The 17,244-nt window shown below is 73.4% G+C and carries 17 protein-coding genes and 2 pseudogenes; 7 read left to right on the forward strand and 12 right to left on the reverse strand.

Annotated features, from left to right (window positions below):
* Positions 1-238: 238 nt before the first annotated feature.
* A complete protein-coding gene (locus tag K4S16_RS45085) occupies positions 239-391 on the reverse strand; it encodes a hypothetical protein (protein ID WP_200842022.1) in 153 nt (50 codons plus the stop codon).
* On the opposite strand from K4S16_RS45085, the pseudogene K4S16_RS46935 reads away from it, so the two are divergent.
* Positions 390-488, forward strand: a pseudogene (locus K4S16_RS46935) (hypothetical protein); the annotation flags it as partial. The gene K4S16_RS45085 and the pseudogene K4S16_RS46935 overlap by 2 nt on opposite strands.
* A gap of 284 nt (positions 489-772) precedes the next feature.
* On the opposite strand, the gene K4S16_RS18580 reads toward K4S16_RS46935, so the two are convergent.
* Genes K4S16_RS18580 through K4S16_RS18615 form a run of 8 tightly spaced genes read right to left on the reverse strand, consistent with a single transcriptional unit; the run spans position 773 to position 11,345 of the window.
* Positions 773-2,287, reverse strand: a complete 1,515-nt coding sequence (locus K4S16_RS18580; protein ID WP_200841965.1) for a glycosyltransferase — start codon at positions 2,285-2,287, stop codon at positions 773-775.
* Positions 2,280-3,527 carry a GNAT family N-acetyltransferase gene (locus K4S16_RS18585; protein ID WP_149260252.1) on the reverse strand — a complete coding sequence of 416 codons (1,248 nt, stop codon included), beginning with the start codon at positions 3,525-3,527 and terminating at the stop codon, positions 2,280-2,282. Before K4S16_RS18585 ends, K4S16_RS18580 begins: the two co-directional genes overlap by 8 nt.
* Entirely contained in the window at positions 3,524-4,246 is a 723-nt protein-coding gene (locus K4S16_RS18590) for a hypothetical protein (protein WP_149260253.1), read from the reverse strand. The genes K4S16_RS18585 and K4S16_RS18590 overlap by 4 nt, the downstream gene beginning before the upstream one ends.
* On the reverse strand, positions 4,233-5,471 hold the full coding sequence (locus K4S16_RS18595) for a glycosyltransferase (protein ID WP_235036907.1): 1,239 nt from the start codon (positions 5,469-5,471) through the stop codon (positions 4,233-4,235). The genes K4S16_RS18590 and K4S16_RS18595 overlap by 14 nt, the downstream gene beginning before the upstream one ends.
* The gene (locus K4S16_RS18600; protein ID WP_149260719.1) at positions 5,468-6,145 is read right to left on the reverse strand and encodes a polysaccharide deacetylase family protein; all 678 of its coding nucleotides are present in this window, start codon (positions 6,143-6,145) and stop codon (positions 5,468-5,470) included. Before K4S16_RS18600 ends, K4S16_RS18595 begins: the two co-directional genes overlap by 4 nt.
* Positions 6,117-8,246: a lipid II flippase MurJ gene (locus K4S16_RS18605; protein WP_149260254.1), complete on the reverse strand. Its 2,130-nt coding sequence runs from the start codon at positions 8,244-8,246 to the stop codon at positions 6,117-6,119. The genes K4S16_RS18600 and K4S16_RS18605 overlap by 29 nt, the downstream gene beginning before the upstream one ends.
* Positions 8,230-9,930, reverse strand: a complete 1,701-nt coding sequence (locus K4S16_RS18610) for an O-antigen ligase (protein ID WP_149260255.1) — start codon at positions 9,928-9,930, stop codon at positions 8,230-8,232. Before K4S16_RS18610 ends, K4S16_RS18605 begins: the two co-directional genes overlap by 17 nt.
* Entirely contained in the window at positions 9,927-11,345 is a 1,419-nt protein-coding gene (locus tag K4S16_RS18615; RefSeq protein ID WP_160160950.1) for a sugar transferase, read from the reverse strand. The genes K4S16_RS18610 and K4S16_RS18615 overlap by 4 nt, the downstream gene beginning before the upstream one ends.
* Before the next feature lie 375 nt (positions 11,346-11,720).
* Here K4S16_RS18615 and K4S16_RS18620 point away from each other — a divergent pair, with 375 nt between their 5' ends.
* The gene (locus tag K4S16_RS18620) at positions 11,721-12,962 is read left to right on the forward strand and encodes an Ig-like domain-containing protein (protein WP_235036908.1); all 1,242 of its coding nucleotides are present in this window, start codon (positions 11,721-11,723) and stop codon (positions 12,960-12,962) included.
* Positions 12,963-13,064: 102 nt separating this feature from the next.
* The gene (locus tag K4S16_RS18625) at positions 13,065-14,177 is read left to right on the forward strand and encodes a hypothetical protein (RefSeq protein ID WP_149260257.1); all 1,113 of its coding nucleotides are present in this window, start codon (positions 13,065-13,067) and stop codon (positions 14,175-14,177) included.
* A 101-nt stretch (positions 14,178-14,278) separates the two neighbouring features.
* Here K4S16_RS18625 and K4S16_RS18630 read toward each other — a convergent pair whose 3' ends face one another.
* Entirely contained in the window at positions 14,279-14,503 is a 225-nt protein-coding gene (locus K4S16_RS18630) for a hypothetical protein (protein ID WP_149260258.1), read from the reverse strand.
* Positions 14,504-14,583: 80 nt separating this feature from the next.
* On the reverse strand, positions 14,584-15,024 hold the full coding sequence (locus tag K4S16_RS18635) for an ATP-binding protein (protein WP_149260259.1): 441 nt from the start codon (positions 15,022-15,024) through the stop codon (positions 14,584-14,586).
* 110 nt (positions 15,025-15,134) lie between these two features.
* Between K4S16_RS18635 and K4S16_RS18640 the strand changes: the two genes are divergently transcribed.
* The 4 genes and pseudogenes from K4S16_RS18640 to K4S16_RS18655 form a co-directional block, all read left to right on the forward strand.
* Complete coding sequence (locus K4S16_RS18640; RefSeq protein ID WP_149260260.1) at positions 15,135-15,944, forward strand: helix-turn-helix transcriptional regulator; 810 nt, start codon at positions 15,135-15,137, stop codon at positions 15,942-15,944.
* Complete coding sequence (locus K4S16_RS18645; RefSeq protein ID WP_149260261.1) at positions 15,941-16,126, forward strand: DUF397 domain-containing protein; 186 nt, start codon at positions 15,941-15,943, stop codon at positions 16,124-16,126. The genes K4S16_RS18640 and K4S16_RS18645 overlap by 4 nt, the downstream gene beginning before the upstream one ends.
* A 107-nt stretch (positions 16,127-16,233) precedes the next feature.
* On the forward strand, positions 16,234-16,479 hold the full coding sequence (locus tag K4S16_RS18650) for a DUF397 domain-containing protein (protein WP_149260721.1): 246 nt from the start codon (positions 16,234-16,236) through the stop codon (positions 16,477-16,479).
* Positions 16,480-16,491: 12 nt separating this feature from the next.
* A pseudogene (locus K4S16_RS18655) lies at positions 16,492-16,656 on the forward strand (DUF397 domain-containing protein); the annotation flags it as partial.
* A 165-nt stretch (positions 16,657-16,821) separates the two neighbouring features.
* On the opposite strand, the gene K4S16_RS18660 reads toward K4S16_RS18655, so the two are convergent.
* Positions 16,822-17,244: a hypothetical protein gene (locus K4S16_RS18660; RefSeq protein WP_149260263.1), complete on the reverse strand. Its 423-nt coding sequence runs from the start codon at positions 17,242-17,244 to the stop codon at positions 16,822-16,824.

Below are 17,244 nucleotides of genomic sequence, written 5' to 3' on the forward strand. Positions count from 1 at the left end.
TCGAGCGCTGGCTCGGCTCGACCGTGACGGTCGGGCGCACGTACCTGCCGGGCCACCAGTGGGAGGACATCGAGGGACCGCAGCGGATCCTGGAGCCGTGGGCGCACTGGAAGGCCGCCGACCAGCGCCGCATGCTGGTCGTCAACGTCCCGATGATGGCGCCGAACGAAGGCTGGCTCCCGGCGGAGGCGCTGGCCGGCCTGCTGCGCGGCGGCGCGGCGGGCACGTTCGACCACCACTACCGGACGCTCGCCGAGCGGCTCGTCTCCCTGCACGCGGGAGACTCGGTCATCGTCCTCGGCTGGGAGATGAACGGCGATTCGTACTCCGGGCGGTGCGCCCCGGATCCGTCCGCGTGGAAGGAGTACTGGAGGAGGATCGTCGGCGCCATGCGCGCGGTTCCCGGCGCGCGCTTCCGCTTCGATTTCGCGCCGGCGCGGGGGCGGGACGCGATCCCGTGGACGGACTGCTATCCGGGGGACGACGTCGTCGACATCATCGGATCGGACAGTTACGACCAACCCCAAGGAAAGTCGTTCCAGGATTACGTGAACGAGCCGTACGGGCTGCGCCGGCAGGCGGAGTTCGCGGCCGCGCACGGGAAGCGGATCTCATTCCCGGAATGGGGCCTCTTTCGCAATTCTGACAACCCCGCCTTCATTCGGGGAATGCACGACTGGATCATGTCGCACGACGTCGTCTACCAGACGATCACGGACTACTGCCCGCACGGGGTCTGGTCGTGCGGCGGCAACCCGCGCTCCTCCGCCGCCTACCGGGAGCTGTTCGGCGGCGTGACCGCCCCGCCGCCCTCGGGCAACGGGCCGTTCACCCCCACTCCGGCCACCTCCGCCCCAGCCGCCTCGGCCGCTCCGAGTTCGGCACCGTCCGCGCCTCCGGTGCCCTCGCCCGAAGCGCCCCCCATCAAGCCGGCCGTCGAACCCTCCGCCAAACCGTCCGCCAAACCGCCGGCCAAGCCGTCCGCCAAGCCGCCGTCCAAGCCCTCGGTCAAGCCGCCCTCCAGGCCGTCCGCCAAGCCGGCGAAGCCGCGCAGACCGCCGTGGAAGGGGCCGCCCGCCACCGCGCGCGCGTCCACCAGGGCCGCGTCCACCAGGGCCTCCGCCGGGGTCTCCCCGAGCCCGGCCACGTCGCGGGTGACGGCCGCGAGGAGGGCCACCGTCCGGCCGATGTCATAGGCGGCGGACGCGGCGGCCGCCGCGCGCCCCTCCCGCTCGGCGATCCCGGGTGACAGCAGCCGCCCGGCCATCTCTTCGGCGAGCGCGGCGGGGTCGTCCGCGGGCACCAGCGCGCCCAGCCCCGGACGGACGACCTCGGTGATGCCCGGGATGTCCGACCCGACGAGGGGGCGCCCGGTGGCGATCGCCTCCAGCGCGGTCAGCGGCAGGCCCTCCCACCGGGACGGCAGGACGACGAGGTCGGACGCCGAGAGCCAGTCGCGCGGGTCCTCCACGGCCGGGACGAACCGGACCCCGGCCACGCGCTCGCGGCGCAGCCGCTCCAGGTCCTCGCCGTCCCCGACGATGGCGAGCCGGGCGGCCGGGCAGCGCGCGGTGACGCCGGGCCACGCCGCGACCAGGACGTCCTGCCCCTTCTGCCGGGTCAGCCGCCCGATGCAGACCGCGAGCGGCGCGGCGGGCGGCAGGCCGAGCCGGATGCGGGCGGCGAGGCGGGCGGCGCCGTCGGCGGGCCTGAACCGGCGCCGGTCGACGCCGTTGCGGACGAGCCGGTACGGGCCGCGCACGCCCGCCCGCATCCCCTCGCGCAACTCGCCGATCCCGACGCAGACCAGGGCGTCGCTCCACCGCGCGCCGAGGCGCTCCCACAGGCGGCTGAGTGCGTCCTGCCGCCCGGTGGCGGCGAGCCACGACCAGCCGTGCGGCTGGAAGATCGTCGGCGTGCCGAGGGGGCGCCGCAGCAGCCGGCCGGCGAGGCCCGCCTTCGAGGAGTGCAGGTGGACGACGTCCGGCGCGAAGCCCTTCACCAGGCGGCGCAGGCTGAGCGCCTCCAGGATCGTGCGGGGTCCCGGGGCGCGCCCGGCGTTCCAGCTGAGCCAGGGCACCCCCGCCGCCATGCACCGCTCGGGTAGGTCGCCGCCCGGCGGGCAGGCGACCGCCACCTCCCAGCCGCGCCGGCGCTGGTCGCCCGCCGCCTGCCCGACGTAGACGGCGACCCCGCCCGCGTTCGGCTGGCTGACGTGCAGGATCCGCAGCGGGTCAGTATCCCGCGGGTCAGTGTCCCGCGGGTCAGTGTCCCGCGAGTCAGTCATGGAGGAGCCAGGGCGAGCCCTCGGCCCGGCCGCGGGTCCCGGCGCGGCCGGAGGCACCGGCGAGGCCGCGCGCTCCCAGCCCCCCGCGCCGCCGCTCCGCCAGGTGCGCGCGCGTCCGGGCGAGGCCGGCGTAGGCGGCGGCCGGGGCGGACCGCCCGAGGATGATCCGCTCGTTCCGGACGGGCGTCGGCCGCCATTTCAGCTTGTACGGTTCGTCCCCGCGCAGGAGGCTGACGCCCTGCCGCCGCCGGTCGCGGGCGAGGGCGAGGTTCTCGCGCAGCATCATCAGGGAGACGTCCACGCAGGACCGCAGGTCCGGGAGCGCCCCGTACAGGTAGGCGCCGACATGGCGATGGCCGATCAGGACGAGGTCGCTGGCGACCAGCCGGCCGTCCCACCGGTACTGCACGACGGCGGCGCGCCCGTCGCGGACCATCCCGGCGGCGGCCTCGGCGAGGTGGCGGCGGAACCGCTCGCGGGTGTGCTCGGGGTTGATCGGGCGGCCCCGCCACTGCCGGGCGTGCAGGTCGAGCAGCGCGTGGACGGCGTCCGGGACCTGGTCCGCGGGGACGTGCTCGGCCGTGATGCCGCGAACGTCGATCTTGCGGAGCTTCGCGCGCATCTTCCCGGCGGTGCGGCCCGGGAGCCCGTCCAGGACGGCGTCGATGCCCCCGCCGACGCCCCCGCCGGCGCTCCCGCCGCCGCCACCGCCGGTGCCGGCCGTCGACAGTTCGAGGCAGACCGAGGACGGCGTTCGCCACGCCCGGCGCGGCCACTGCGCCGCGACCAGGTGCGCCGCCGAGCCGGGGCGGACCTCCCGCAGGTCGAGCGCGCACCATCCGCGCTCGTCCAGCAGGGCCCGGACGAGGTGCCGGACGGCGCCGTCCGCGTGGACGGGGTCGAGGAGGAAGTCGGTGAAGTCGCTCTGGTCCGCGGCGATCGGGACGAGCACCGGGAACCCGTGCCGGGCACCCGCCGCCAGCGGCGCCGCCGCGACGAGCCGGCCGCGGTGCCGGACCGTGACGAGGCGGAGCCGCCCGCGCGTCCCGTACCAGCCCCACCACGCCTTGATCCACTCGTGGGTCTGGAAGGGCGTCGCGGACGGGCTCCGGTCGTAGAGGTCGCGCAGGTCGTCCGCCAGCGCGACGAGGGCCTGCTCGTGGCGGTGAACCTCGGCCGACCACTCGGTGGAGGCGCTCCAGGACGAGGCGGCGAGCCGGGAGGGTGCGGTCACGGTCACGGTCCCACCTCCACACGGCCGGCGGGGACGGGGTCGGGGAGGGCGGCGGTGGTGGTGGCGCGGCCCTTCTCCCTGCGGCCGGGGCGTCCGCGCCGCCCGCTCATGACGGCGGCGGTGAGCCCGGCGAGCAGGACCCCCGACGCGGTGCCGACGGCGACGCCGAGCGGCAGGTTCGGCGACGACGGTTCGACGGGCGGCTCGGCGAGCGTCATCAGCGCGACGCGGACGCCGGTGTCGGTGCGGTGGGACGTCCCGTACCGGACGAGCGCGTCGGCCGCGGCGTTGGCGAACGCGGCGGCCTCGCGGGCCGTCCCGCCGACGCCCGCGAGCTTGATCAGCGGCGTGTCCGGCGAGGTGGACGCCTGGATGTGCGCGCGGGTGGACCCGCCCGCGTCCGGCAGCGGGAGCGAGGAGTAGGCGAGGGTCTCCGGGAGCGGCGCGAGCCGCCCGAACGCCTGCGCGAAGCTGACCGCGGCCGGGCCGGACTGGCCCTCCCCGTCGTCCACGACCATGACGAACGCCGTCGCGGTGTAGGTCGTGGGCGCGAACACGGCGTAGCCCAGCCCGCCGAGCAACCCGGCGAGCACGAAGGCGACGGGCAGGCCGAAGCGCCGCGCCGCCGCGGCGATCCGCCCGCGCAGCCGCCGCGTGGCCGGGGTGGACCGGCCCGCCCGCCTGGTCGGCCTCGGCGGCCTCCTCCTGGCGTCACGTCGCTGCATCTTGAGCCCTTTCTCGTGTCGGTGCGGCCCCGCGGTCCAACCGCTCGGGGCGGTAGAGCCGGGCGAGCTCGGCGGCCTGCTCGGCGATGGCGTAGCGGGCGACGGCCGGCGGCACCCGCGTACGGTCGCGGGGTGCCCGCAGGACGCGCCCGAGTTCGGCGCTCCAGATCCCGGGGTCGGAGGGGAGGCGGCGGGCGTCGGGGGCGTCGGCGGGCGGGAGGGCGTCGATGGCCGGGCACGCGGTGTAGCGGACGGGCAGCCCGGCGGCCAGCCCCTCCAGGACGCCGAGCCCGAACGTTTCCTGGACGGACGGCGCGGCGAGCACGTCCATGGCGGCGAGGGCGCCCGCGACGTCCGCGGTCGCCCCGGCGAAGACGACGCGCTCGGCGATGCCGAGGTCGCGCGCCGACCGGGCGAGCTCCTCCCGCAGCGGGCCCGCGCCGACCAGCAGCAGCCGGACGCCGTCCGATCCCGCGCCGTCCATCCGAGCGCCGTCCATCCGAGCGCCGTCCATCCGAGCGCCGTCCATCCGAGCGCCGTCCATCCGAGCGCCGTTCAACCTCGCGACGGCCTCGATCAGCAGGTCGAACCGCTTGCCCGGGACGAGCCGCCCGACGCCGCCGACGACGGGCTCGTCCGGGCCGATCCCGAAGCGGCGGCGCACCGCGGCGCGCCGGGCGGGGTCGAACGCGAACGCGGCGGCGTCGACGCCGTTCGGGATCACGACGATCCGGCCGGGCCGCACGCCCCAGGCGCACAGCCGGGCGGCCACGGCGGGCGACACCGCGACGGTCGCGGAGCCCAGCCGCTCGGTCGCCCGGTACAGGGCCCGGACGCCGCGCGTGGCGGCCCGCCCTTCGATGCGGCCGTCGCCGAGCGAGTGCTCGGTGGCGATGATGCGGGGCGTCCCGGCCATGCTCATCCCGGCCAGGCGCGCGGCGATCCTGCCGTAGACGCACGCCCGGTAGAGATGGGTGTGGACGACGTCGTACCGTCCCCGGCGGATCAGCCGGACCAGCCGCGGCAGCGCCCCGAGGTCCCGGTTGCCGCGCATCCCGATCTCGTGGACGGGCACGCCCGAGCGGCGGATCTCCGCTCCGACGGCGCCGGCCCGGGTGAGGGTAGCGACCTCGCAGGACACCGGCAGGTGGCGCAGCAGCATCGCGAGCTGGCGTTCCGCACCGCCGTACTCCAGCCCGGTGATGACGTGCAGGACCCGGGTCACACGCGGCCCCTCCGCCGCAGCTCGTGGAGGACGAGCTTGGCGCGCAGCCGCAGCGGGCCGTCCCGGTCGCCGACGTAGGTGCGCGGCAGCGCATGCCGTGCCGGCTCCTCGGGCCGGATGTCGCACGCGTAGTCGTACCCGGCGGCGCGCACGGCCTCGACCTCGCGGGCGGTGGCGTGCCCGTACGGGTAGGCGAAGCCGGTGACCGGGGCCTCGACGAGGTCCTCCAGGACGGCGCGGCTCTCCTCCAGCTCCTCGCGCAGCTCGGTGCCGTCCGCTTCGGGAAGCGAGACGTGGTGGCGGCCGTGCGAGGCGATCTCCATGCCGACGCCCGCCACGGCACGGATCTGCTCGGCCGTCATGAGCGGCTTGCGCGGACCGTCGTCCCACGCGTTGTAGGTGCCGATCCGCCCGGTCACGACGAACACCGTCGCGCCGAACCCGTACCGCACCAGCGCCGGGACGGCACGGGTCGCGAAGTCGGCGTACCCGTCGTCGAAGGTGAGCCCGACCAGGCCGCGCGACCGGCCGGCGGCGTGCGCCTCCAGCAGCTCGCGCATGGAGACACCGCGCAGGCCGTGCGCCCGCAGCCACGCCATCTGCCGCCCGAACCGCGCCGGCGACACCGTCACCAGGTGCGGGTCCTCATCGAAGTGGTCGACCGAGTGGTACATCAGCACCGGCGGAGCGTGCCGGACGGTCTGTCCCGTCCGCGCCGGCCTCGGCGGACGCCCCGGCCCGGCCGGACTCGGCGGCTCCGTCGGGCTCGCCGGCCCGGGCAGAACCCCCGGCTCGGGCATGCTCCCCGATTCCGTCAGGCTTCCCGTTTCCGGCAGGCTCTCCGGCTCCGTCAGGCTTCCCGGACCCGTCAAGCTTCCCGGCCCCGTGAGAGAAGTCGGTTCTGTCGGCTTGCTCACTGCTCTCCCCCGATTCGATGCGACCGCGCCGAAGGCGCGCCCCGAGCGCGCCAAGCGGCCCTGAAGCGATCCACGCCCCTGAAGCGATCCGCGCCCGTGAACCGATCCGCAGCCCCGAACCGGCCCGCGCCCTCCAACCGGCCCGCGCCCTTGAGGCGGTCCGCGCCCCCGAAGCGATCCGCAGCCCCGAACCGGCCCGCGCCCTCCAACCGATCCGCGCTCTTGAGGCGATGCGTGCCCTTGAGGCGATGCGTGCCCTTGAGGCGATGCGTGCCCTTGAGGCGATCCGCGACTGTGAAGCGATCCATGGGGCGACGAGGCCGGGGACCGCCAGGACGGCGAAGGCGGCGAAGGCGGCGGCCACCGCGAGTCCGCCTGCCGCCAGGTCGGCGATCGGCGGCGCGTCCACGGTCGCGGCGGCGAGCAGGCCCGCCGCGCAGGCCGCCGCGGCGGCGAGCGCGAGCCCGGCCACGTCGGCGGCGATCCGGCGCAGCGGGATCGGCGCGACCCCGCGCCGCAGCCCGGCGAGGAGCAGGACGGCGGCGAGGGTGATCCCGGTGGCGTTCGCGGCGGCCAGCGCGAGGGTGCCGGCGGACGCGGCGAACGCGGCGCCGATCGCCGCCGTGACGGCCAGCCCCGCGCCGAGCACGGCCGCCGGGCTCCAGGTCGGCCGCCTGCGCGCGAAGAACGCGCGGGCGGCGAGGCCGACCGCCGTCTGCCCCCACAGGCCGAGCGCGTACACGCGCAGGATGGCCGCGGTGCTCGCGGTGTCCGCGGACGTGAACTCACCGCGCTCGAACAGCACCCGGATGACGGCCGGCGCGAGCGCCACGAGGAACGCGGTCGCGGCCAGCACCATCGCGCTCGCGACGGCCAGGTCCTGGCGGATGCGGCGGGCGACCTGCGCGGTGTCCCCGTCCGCCGACGCGCGGGCGAGCCTCGGGAACGTCACCGTCACGATCAGCAGCGACAGCACCATCGGCACCTGCGCGACCTTCTGCGCGTAGTTGAGGTGCGAGATCGACCCGGCGGCGAGCCCGGCCCCGAGGAAGCGCTCCACGAACACCTGCGACTGCCGCGTCACCGTGTAGACGACGATCGGGGCGATGGCCGCGAGTCCGAGCCGCACGTCCACGCTCCCGGACGGCACCGCGGCCTGTCCCCCGGGCGCCTCCCGCAAACAGCGGACGAACGCCGGGGCCTGCACCGCGACCATCAGGACGCTGCCGCAGGCGACGCCGATCGCCGCGCTGGTGATGCCGACGGCGCCGGACAGGCCCGCGATCAGCGCGAGGATGCCGGTGTTGTAGGCGAGGTAGATGGCGGCGGGCGGCCCGAACCTGTGGTGGGCGCGCAGCGTCGCGCTCATGAAGCCCGCGAGGCCGAACGTCACGACGGTGACCGCGGTCAGCCGGACGCACCGGACGGCGGGCCCCTGCTCGGCCAGCCCGGGCGCGAGGACGTCCACCACGGCGGGCGCCGCGACGGCGAGCGCGCCGGTGACCACCGACAGGCCGAGCACCATGCGGGGCAGCGTCGTGCCGACGAGGGGGCGCAGGCCGTCCCCTCGGGCGAGCAGCCGCGTGACGACCGGGACCATGAGCAGCGCCATGGCGTCCTCGATCAGCAGCGGCGAGACGGTCTCGGGGATCGTCCAGGCGACGAGGAACGCGTCGGTGCTGCCGCTGGCGCCGAACAGATCCGCCATCACGAGGTCGCGCAGGAACCCGAGGCCCGTCCCGGCCGCGATGAGCACCCCCGACACCGCCGCGGCCCGCCCCACGGAACCCGCAGCGGACTGCCCGCCGGCACCAGCGGGCCGCTCGGATCCAGGGCCGCCCTCACCGCGTCCGGTCATGGAGCCTCCCGCCGGAGAGGTCGACCGTTCCGAGCGCGTAGGCCGCGGTGAAGCCGAGGATGACGCCGACGAGGGCGCATGTCGGTCCGCCGAGGTCCGCGTAGAGGAAGTTGACCAGCAGGAAGGCCATGAGCGCGACGCTCGCGAGCCAGAACGGGTCGCGGACGTCGCGGCGCGTCCACAGCCCGGCGACGATCATGGCGAGCAGCACGGCGAACCCGGCGAGCCCCACCACGCCCTGCTCGGACAGGAACAGCAGGTACTCATTGTGCGGCGACAGGAGCGGCTGCCGGACGTACCCGTTGACGGGGTCGTCGGTCTCGCTGCCGGACGACAGCTCGATCGTGGCGTAGGTGTCGCGGTAGGCCGGGAAGTTCTTCACGCCGACGCCGGTGACCGGGTGGTCCTCCCAGATCCGGACGGCCGCCGCCCACAGGTTGTAGCGGTCGTCCACGGACTGGTCCGGGTCGCTGACCGAGCCGACCGTCGACTTGGCGCGCTCGACGACGGCCTGCGAACCGCCGCCCCCCGCCCCGAGCAGGACGAGCATCAGGGCCCCGCAGCAGGTCAGCACCTTGACGGCCGTCCACCGGTCGAAGAGCACCAGGACCAGGACGGCGGCGGTGCCGAGCGCGATCCACGTCCCGCGGCTGAGCGCGAACGCCAGCGCGGCGGCCAGCACCGCGATCCCGGCGAGCGCGGACGGCACGGCCGCGGGACCGTGCCGGGGCGCCGTCAGCGCGAACGCGGTGAGCACCAGGAACGCGAACCCGACGACGATCGACATGGCCATCACGTCGAGCGCGCCGAACGTGCCGACCGCGCGGATGTTCTGGCCGCCCATCGACGCGCCGTTCCCCGTGAGCGTCTGCCAGATCCCGTACACCGCCTCCACGAGGCCGAGGCCGAGCACCGACCAGCAGACGACGCCGAGGTCGCGCCGGTCGCGGACCAGCACGACCACGGCGAGCGGCACCAGCACGAAGACCTGGAGGTCGCGGACGAACCCGACGAGGCTCGTGCCGATGTCGGCCGAGTGCACGGTGCTGATCCCGAGCGCCGCGATCAGCGGCCCGACCGCCAGCGCCGCCCGGCCGGGCAGGCGCGCCCGGCCCGTGGCCAGCATCCCGGCAGCGACGAGCACGAGCACGGCGCCGGCGACGTCCCCGAGCGTGACCTGCGCGCCGGCGCCGAACGGCTGCGCGCCGGGCGGGATCCCGACGCAGGCCACGGTCGCCGCGATCAGCAGGCTCGGGCGCCTCGGCAGCCGCCTCGCGAGGAGCAGCGCGGCGGCGGGCGGAGCACCGGCGGTCCACACCGCGCCGGCGGTTCGCGGACCGCCTGCCGTCTGCGCACCAACCGCACCCTGTGCAGCCTCCGCGGCCTGTCCGGCACCCGCGCCCCGGCCGGCACCCGCAGCCTGCTCGGCATCCGCGCCCTGCTCGGCACCCGCGGCCTGCTCGACACCCGCCGTCCGCTCGCTACCTACCGTCTGCTCGGCACCCGCGGCCTGCTCGACACCCGCCGTCCGCTCGCCACCTACCGCCTGCTCGGCACCCGCGGCCTCCTCGGCACCCGCCGTCCGCTCGCCACCTACCGCCTGCTCGGCACCCGCGGCCTGCTCGGCACCTGCCGTCCGCTCGCCACCTGCGGTCTGCGCGGCGCCCTCGGTTCGGGCCGTCATGCGGGGTCCCGGAAGAGGACCGTCCGGGCCGTCAGCAGCAGGATCCGCAGATCGCCGGTGAACGACCAGTGGTCGATGTAGTGGTTGTCGAGCCTCGCCCGCAGCTCGATGGACGTGTCGCCCCGGAACCCGTGGATCTGGGCCCAGCCCGTCATCCCGGCCGGGACGCGGTGCCGCAGCATGTAGCCGGGGCAGGTGCGGGAGAACTGCTCCACGAAGTGCGGCCGCTCCGGGCGCGGCCCCACGAGGCTCATCTCGCCGCGGAGGACGTTCCACAGCTGCGGCAGCTCGTCCAGCGACGTGTCGCGCAGGAACCGGCCGACGCGTCCCACCCGCTCGTCGTCCTTGACGGTCCAGCGGGTGTCGGCCTCCTTCTCGTCCGCGGGCTTCAGCGTCCGGAACTTCAGCAGGACGAACTCCTCGCCGCCGAGCCCGATCCGCCGCTGCCGGAACAGCACCCCGGGGCCGCCCTCGATCCGGACGGCGACCGCGCACGCCACGAGCACCGGCAGCGCGAGCACCAGGGCGAGGGACGCCACGACGACGTCCAGCATCCGCTTGGCGCAGCGGGCGAACGGGGTGCGCAGGCCCCACTCGACCCGCGCGCACGGCAGCCCGGCGAGGTACTCGCGCCGCGCCGGCACCACCGGGACGACGTCCGACGGCGGCTGGACGAGCAGCGTCTCGCACGGCAGGGCGAACGACATGCGCAGAACCGCGTCCAGCCGGTCGGGCGGCACGTCCTCGGCGACGACGACCAGCGTCTCGACGCCGTGCTCCTCGACGAGCGACGGGAGGTCGGTGTCCGCCCCGAGGACGGGCACCGCGCCCGGGGGGCCGCCCGGAGTGTCGTCCGGCTCTCCCGCGGACACCTGCCCCGCCACCGCGAGCCCGAGGTCACCGCGTTCGCGCAGGACGTCGAGCACGTGGGCGGCGGTTCCGCCCGTCCCGACGACCAGGGCCGGACGGGCCCTGGAGCGGCGGCCCCGGTAGCCGCGGACCGCCGAGTTGACGAATCCCCGCGCGCCGAGTTGGACCGTTCCGCACAGGGCCGCCGTCCACAGCCAGGCCGGGCCGTCCGAGCGCAGCAGCGCGGCGATCCCGCAGACGAGCAGCGTGCGGAACAGGAGCGCGGGCGCGTCGGTGAGCAGGGACGGCGCGCGGCGCGCCCGGTACAGCCCGCCCGCGCCGTTGAGCACGACGACCGCAGCGGCGGCCAGGCCCGGCAGGGGGCCGCCCCCGGTGAGGAACACGGCGGCGGCCATCGTCCAGCCGTCCAGCACGGCGAGGCACACCGGGCACAGCCAGGCCGGCAGCCGCGTCCCGCGCGCGGCGACCGGGCGGGCGCCCGCCGAAACGGGTTCCGGAGGGGCCGCGCCGGAGTCGACGGAGAAACTCAGCCCCTGGGCTCTCATCGCGGTCCCCTTCATGGACAAGACACCTTGCGGGGCCGTCGCAGGCGGCCAGTGATCAGCATCGCACCTGGTCAGAGCACAAATCGCCGCTTTTAACCGGGGCCGCCGCAGTCTTGGAGAGAAGATCAACGGGCTGGACGGAGAAGATCGACTCGACCTCCGCTCGGCCCCCGCGGCGGCGATGGCCCGAGAAAGATCATGCGAAGTGGCCACCGGATGCGAACCTTCGCGGGACCATGGACGTCTACAAGTGAGTCGGACGCCGAAACCGGCCGTCCGCGCCCTTCTAGGGGCGGGACGGGAATAAACGGCCGTTCCGGGATCTTGTTGCCGTCCCGCATCGCGCGGGATCCGGCGGGCTGTTGAGGGAGAACGGTGCGAGGTAAGGCGTTGGTGGTGGCGCTCGTCCTGGGCCTGGCGACCGCGTGCGGCGGGAGCAGCGGCGGTGGCGGCGAGGGCGGCGGCGGAACGACCACGAAGGGCGACGACGGCGCGCCCCAGGTGACGATCACTCCGGCGGACGGCAGCGGCAAGGCCCGCCCCGACCAGGGCGTGACGGTGACCGCGGCGGGCGGCAAGCTCGGCGACGTCTCCGTGAAGCTGAAGGGGGCCGACGTCCCCGGCGCCCTCTCCGCCGACAAGACCAAGTGGCGCTCCACGTGGACCTTGCAGCCGGGCGCCAGCTACCAGGTCTCGGCGACGGCGACGTCCGACAAGGGCAAGTCCACCACCGCGAAGAGCGTGTTCCGCACGACCCGCGCGACCGCCCTGACCCGCGTCAACAACGTCGTGCCGAGCCAGAACGAGACGGTCGGCACCGGGATGCCGGTCTTCGTCCAGTTCAACAAGGCCGTCCCGGAGAAGGCAAAGCCCGCCATCGAGCGCGCCATCGAGATCTCCTCGACCACTCCCACCGAGGGCGCGTGGCGCTGGCTGAGCGCGGGCGAGTCCTTCAACGGCCTGCCCTCCGTCGTCTTCCGCCCGAAGCACCCGTGGAAGCCGCACCAGACCGTCACGGTCAAGGTCCACTACGCGGGCCTGAAGATCGGCGCCAACGTCTTCGGCGACCGCGACGTCACCCAGACCTTCAAGGTCGGCGACTCCCACGTCATCAACATCAACGCCAAGACGCACCGCCTCGTCGTGAAGAAGAACGGCCGCGTCGTCCGCAACTGGGGCGTCAGCCTCGGCAGCGGCGGCGACGTCCAGCGCGACGGCGTCGACCACCTGCTCACCACCAGCGGCGTCCACCTGACCATGGACCACGTCCGCCTGGAGCGCATGCGCCCGCCCGGCAAGAAGAAGGGCGACCCCGGCTGGTACGACGAGAAGGTTCCGTGGGCGACCCGCATCTCCAACAGCGGCGAGTACATTCACCAGAACATGGACGACCCGTCCTGCCTCGGTAACCGCAACTGCAGCCACGGCTGCGTCCGCTCCCCCGCGAACGACGCGCAGTGGTTCTTCCACTGGTCCTACCGGGGCGACCTCGTCACCATCACCGGCACCAAGCGCAGCCTCCAGTGGACGAACGGCTGGGGCTACTGGCAGCTCCCCTTCTCCCAGTGGGCCAGCGGCAGCGCCCTCGGCAAGCCCATCACCACGACCCAGGCCTGACCACGTCCCGAGCCTGACCACGTCCCGAACCTGACCACGTCCCACGCCCCACCTCCCGCGGCCACTACTCTTCGTGACCAACAGGTCGCGGGGGGTGCCCGGGTGGCAGCGAAGATCATCCTTCATATCGGCGTGCAGAAGTCGGGCACGACGTTCCTGCAGCATGTGCTGCAAGCCAACGCCGAGGCGCTCGCCAGCGAGGGCGTCCGCTACCCCGTCAGCCTTGACTGGGCCCGGGGGCGGCGGACGGTCGCCAACCACGAATGGGCGAGCTACGGACTGCTGGGCACGGAGTTCCCCTGGGTGTCGCGGGACCGCGCGTCCGAGGAGACCCTCTCCTGGCAGACCCTGCTGGACGGCGTGCGGTCGACGTCCGGCACGGTGCTGCTGTCGGCCGAGGCGCTCTCCGTCATCCGCAAGCCCGCGATCCACCGCCTCTTGGACGCGCTCGCCGTCGAAGACGTCGAGGTGGTGGTCACGGCCCGAGGCCTGGGCCGGTCGCTGCCCTCCCTCTGGCAACAGCACATCCGCAACGGCCGGACGGTGAGTTTCGGCACCTACCTGGCCGGTCTGGCAGCCCAACGTGAGAAGAGCCGGGACCAAATCGAGACGGACCCGTCCGCGCACCTATGGCGGGCGTTCGGCCTTGGCGGCCTCGCCCGACGCTGGTCGGACGCGGGAGCCGCCCGCGTCCGCGTCGTCACCACCCCCGGCACACCCCCGCGCCTTCTGTGGCAGCGTTTCGCGGAGGCGATCGGCCTCCCCGCCTTCGCCGAGTCCGCCGGCCTGCCCGCCGAGCGGGCCCACACCGGCCTGACCGCACCGGAGACGCAGGTGCTCTCGGCACTCAACGCGGCCATCCGGCAGACCACCTGGAGCGGCCAGAACGCCGACTGGGTCCGGAAGATCATCATCGGCCGCTTCCAGGCCCGCGCCGAACGCGGCGGCAAGGTCGTCACCCCACCCGAATGGCGGACCCGCCTCGCGCAGTGGAGCGAGGAAGACCTCGCCGCCCTCCGGGACTCTCCCGCGCACATCGTCGGTGACCTGGACGAGCTGCGCTACGACCCGTCCTCGGAAACAACACGCTCGCCGACCCCAGAGGAAACCGCCCGGGCCGGCGCGGAAGCAGCGATCGCCCTGGCGGAGGCCGCCCTCCAGGAAACCCTGGTCCAACGCAACATCCGCCGCCTACGCCACCGCCTCACCACGTAGCCGCCTCACCACGTAGCCGCCTCACCACGTAGCCGCCTCACCACGTAGCCGCCTCACCACGTAGCCGCCTCACCACGTGGCCGCCTCACCACGTAGCCGCCTCACCACGTGGCCGGAAACAACCGCCCCTTCAGCACCGAGTCGACCCGCTCCCCGGCGGCCTTGGCGTCCCCGCACGGAAAGAGAACCCGCCCCCGCCGGACGTCCTGGTAGACCCACGTTCCACCAACGACCCGCGCCCGCACGACCACGCCCACGTCTTCGGCGACCCCACTGGCGTACACCCAGAGCAGCGGCGTAGGGAACTCGCGCCCGTACAACTTCACGCACCGCCACCCCCGCACCCCGACCGCGAGCGCAAGCAGATCCAGATACCGGACGGCTTTCCGCCGCCCCCGCCACCGCCTCAGCACGGGACCCTCGCCCACACCCACTTGCCGGTCTCGCCCTCGGCCACCCCGCACGCCGCCGCCAGCGCCTGGACGAGCGGCAAACCCCACCCGCCCGTCCCGTCGTCGTACCCGTCCTCCAGCGCCCGAGCGTCCGCCCCGAAATCCTCAGGCCCCATCACCGGCCGCGTCACTGGCCGCTCCGCAGACGAGTCCCAGACGGCCACCAGAACGCCCCCCGCCTCACGCGAGCACCTGACCCGGATCTCCCGCTCCCCCGCAGCCCGCACGGCGTTGGTGACAAGCTCCGCGACGATCAACAGAACGCTGTCAGCGACCCCCTCCAAGCCCCATTCCACAAGCCGCATCCCGACCACCGTCCGCACCATCCCCGGCACCGTCCGATCAGCCAGACAAGAAATGTCCACCTCGCCCGCATCCACGGCTTCTACCGCCATTTTCGCCACCCTCCTTCCACGATATTCCGAGGACAACGGTGCGATCGCCAAGTTATTTTGGCCACACTTTCAATTACACCGAATACAAAAGATCTTCAGGAGCGCCCGAGATGGAGAGCCACGACGCGCTCGACCCACGGTCGTCCCTTTGGGACCTCGTAGCCGTTCAGCTGCGACTTCTTCGCCTGAACCACGGCTGGACATGCCAGCAGGTGGGAGACGTGGCGAACGCCTCCCGGTCACATGTTTCAAATTGGGAGGCCGGCCGCAGACGTCCCAACCAAGCCAACCTCGCGCCGCTGGACGAGGCATGGGACACGGCAGGCCTCCTCACCTCCCTCGCCGAACATGCCAAGGACGGCCACGACCGCCCACGCGTAGGCGCCTTCTTGGAGTACGAGCGCGCCGCTACGTCCATCAAGGCCTACACGTCCGACGTCGTATTCGGTCTGCTCCAGAGCGAGGGCTATGCTCGCGCACTGTTCCAGAGGGGCGGCGTGGTGGAGGACGTCGAAAGAGCCGTCACTGATCGCTTGGAGCGACAACAACGCCTTTACAAGGCGAACCCGCCTCATCTGTGGGTGGTACTCGCCCAGCCTGTCCTGTGGTGGCAGGTCGGCAGCCCGGACGTGATGGCCGAACAACTCGCCCACCTGCTCCGTATGGCGGAACTCGACCACGTCAGCCTGCGAGTTCTCCCCGTCTCAGCAGGATGGCCAGGTGTGAGCGGTTCGCTCAGCCTCATGGCCACACGAGACGCAGAAGTCGCGTACTTAGAGTCTGGACGCATGGGACGTCTGGTCGATCGCCAGCCGGAAATAAGGGAGTTCGGCGTAAGCTATGACAAGATCGGAGCGCTTGCGCTCCCCGAGGATCAGTCAGCAACGCTGATCAAGCACATGTTGGGGTTGATTCAGTGATCACATGGCGCAAATCCACTCACAGCGATGAGACCGGTGGCCAGTGCGTAGAACTCGCCGCGCTCCCCCACGCGATCGCCATCCGCGACAGCAAAGCCCCAAAGAGCGGCTACCTCGCCCTCACCCCTCACGCGTTCGCCGACCTCCTCGCCCGCGCCAAACAAGACGAACTGCCGCACTGACCCGCGCGCCCGCGGCTCGTGTCAGAGTGAAGCAACTCGCCGCTCGGAGCGTTGCCGCTGTCCGTCGAGGATCCCGTGCCATCAACGCCAAGACACTGGACTCACTGATGAACGTTACGTGGCGCAGATCCACTCGGTCGGAAGATCACGGCAACTGCGTCGAGGTGGCCTCGCTCCCCCACGCGATCGGCATCAGAGACAGCAAAGCCCCGGACACAGGCCCTGTCACACTCACCCCCACGCCTCTGCCGACCTACTCGCCCGCATCGGCGCTGCGGCGGCACCTGTGGAGCTGTCCCGGGCGCTGCTCAGGTGACGATGGAGAACATCTGATGGCGAATCCTCCCGTATGACGCAAGAGCAGTCGGAGCACTCAGGGCACTTCCGAGCAGTGCGTGGAACTTGCTCGTCTTCCTGACGCCATAGGCATCAGAAACAGCAAGGCCCCCGAGAGCGGCCACATAGCCCTCACGGCGCGCGCCTTCGCCGACCTACTCGCCCGCGCCATGCAGCACGGGCTGCCGCGCTGACCGACCACCTTCGGGCAGGACGGCTTGAAAGTCGCTCCCTCGAAGTGATCGACATCGGAGGCCCGGATCGGTCTGTGCGCCCATCCACGGCATCGCCAAGATCAAACGGCCCCTCCAGACCTTCGGGCGCCGCTCCACGCGAGCCGTCCTCCTGACCACGTGACGTCAGGGATCCGGGTCGGCAGCCGACTTCGGATCGTCCTGGGACGGAAGCGCGAAGACCTCGTCGCCGCGGAGACAGTCGCTTCTGGGGTCGGGCGCCAGGGGAGCCGGTTCGTTGATCACGATCTGCGCGCGCCATCCACCGACCGCCAGGCCGTCTGCGGCGTGGCCGAGAAGCCGGGTGTCGGCCAGGTCGCCGAGCAGGCCGGCATTCTCGAGGATGACGAACAGCGCGTCTGCCGCCCCGGTCACCATGCCGGCGGCTTCGGCGGCACTCGCGTCCGGATTGAGTTGGCGGTAGATGCGGCGCGCGGCCGTCAGGAGACCGTCGGCATCCGTCACGGTGAAGTCGCGCCGCAGCCGCAGGGACAGAGCCATCCCGTCGGCAAGCGGATCGTCTCCCACCACGCTGTCATCGCCAGGCAT

Origin of the sequence: Actinomadura sp. K4S16 (assembly GCF_008327685.1) — a bacterium.
Lineage (GTDB): Bacteria > Actinomycetota > Actinomycetes > Streptosporangiales > Streptosporangiaceae > Spirillospora.

What these genes read in the sequence shown, in the direction of transcription:
- K4S16_RS18615 (WP_160160950.1), bottom strand. Translation starts at nt 11,345, where the DNA reads ATGAGAGCCCAGGGGCTGAGTTTCTCCGTCGACTCCGGCGCGGCCCCT.
- K4S16_RS18580 (WP_200841965.1), bottom strand. Translation starts at nt 2,287, where the DNA reads ATGACTGACTCGCGGGACACTGACCCGCGGGACACTGACCCGCGGGAT.
- K4S16_RS18600 (WP_149260719.1), bottom strand. Translation starts at nt 6,145, where the DNA reads ATGTACCACTCGGTCGACCACTTCGATGAGGACCCGCACCTGGTGACG.
- K4S16_RS45085 (WP_200842022.1), bottom strand. Translation starts at nt 391, where the DNA reads ATGGCGCCGACGATCCTCCTCCAGTACTCCTTCCACGCGGACGGATCC.
- K4S16_RS18650 (WP_149260721.1), top strand. Translation starts at nt 16,234, where the DNA reads ATGAACGTTACGTGGCGCAGATCCACTCGGTCGGAAGATCACGGCAAC.
- K4S16_RS18590 (WP_149260253.1), bottom strand. Translation starts at nt 4,246, where the DNA reads ATGCAGCGACGTGACGCCAGGAGGAGGCCGCCGAGGCCGACCAGGCGG.
- K4S16_RS18605 (WP_149260254.1), bottom strand. Translation starts at nt 8,246, where the DNA reads ATGACCGGACGCGGTGAGGGCGGCCCTGGATCCGAGCGGCCCGCTGGT.
- K4S16_RS18610 (WP_149260255.1), bottom strand. Translation starts at nt 9,930, where the DNA reads ATGACGGCCCGAACCGAGGGCGCCGCGCAGACCGCAGGTGGCGAGCGG.
- K4S16_RS18635 (WP_149260259.1), bottom strand. Translation starts at nt 15,024, where the DNA reads ATGGCGGTAGAAGCCGTGGATGCGGGCGAGGTGGACATTTCTTGTCTG.
- K4S16_RS18660 (WP_149260263.1), bottom strand. Translation starts at nt 17,244, where the DNA reads ATGCCTGGCGATGACAGCGTGGTGGGAGACGATCCGCTTGCCGACGGG.
- K4S16_RS18640 (WP_149260260.1), top strand. Translation starts at nt 15,135, where the DNA reads ATGGAGAGCCACGACGCGCTCGACCCACGGTCGTCCCTTTGGGACCTC.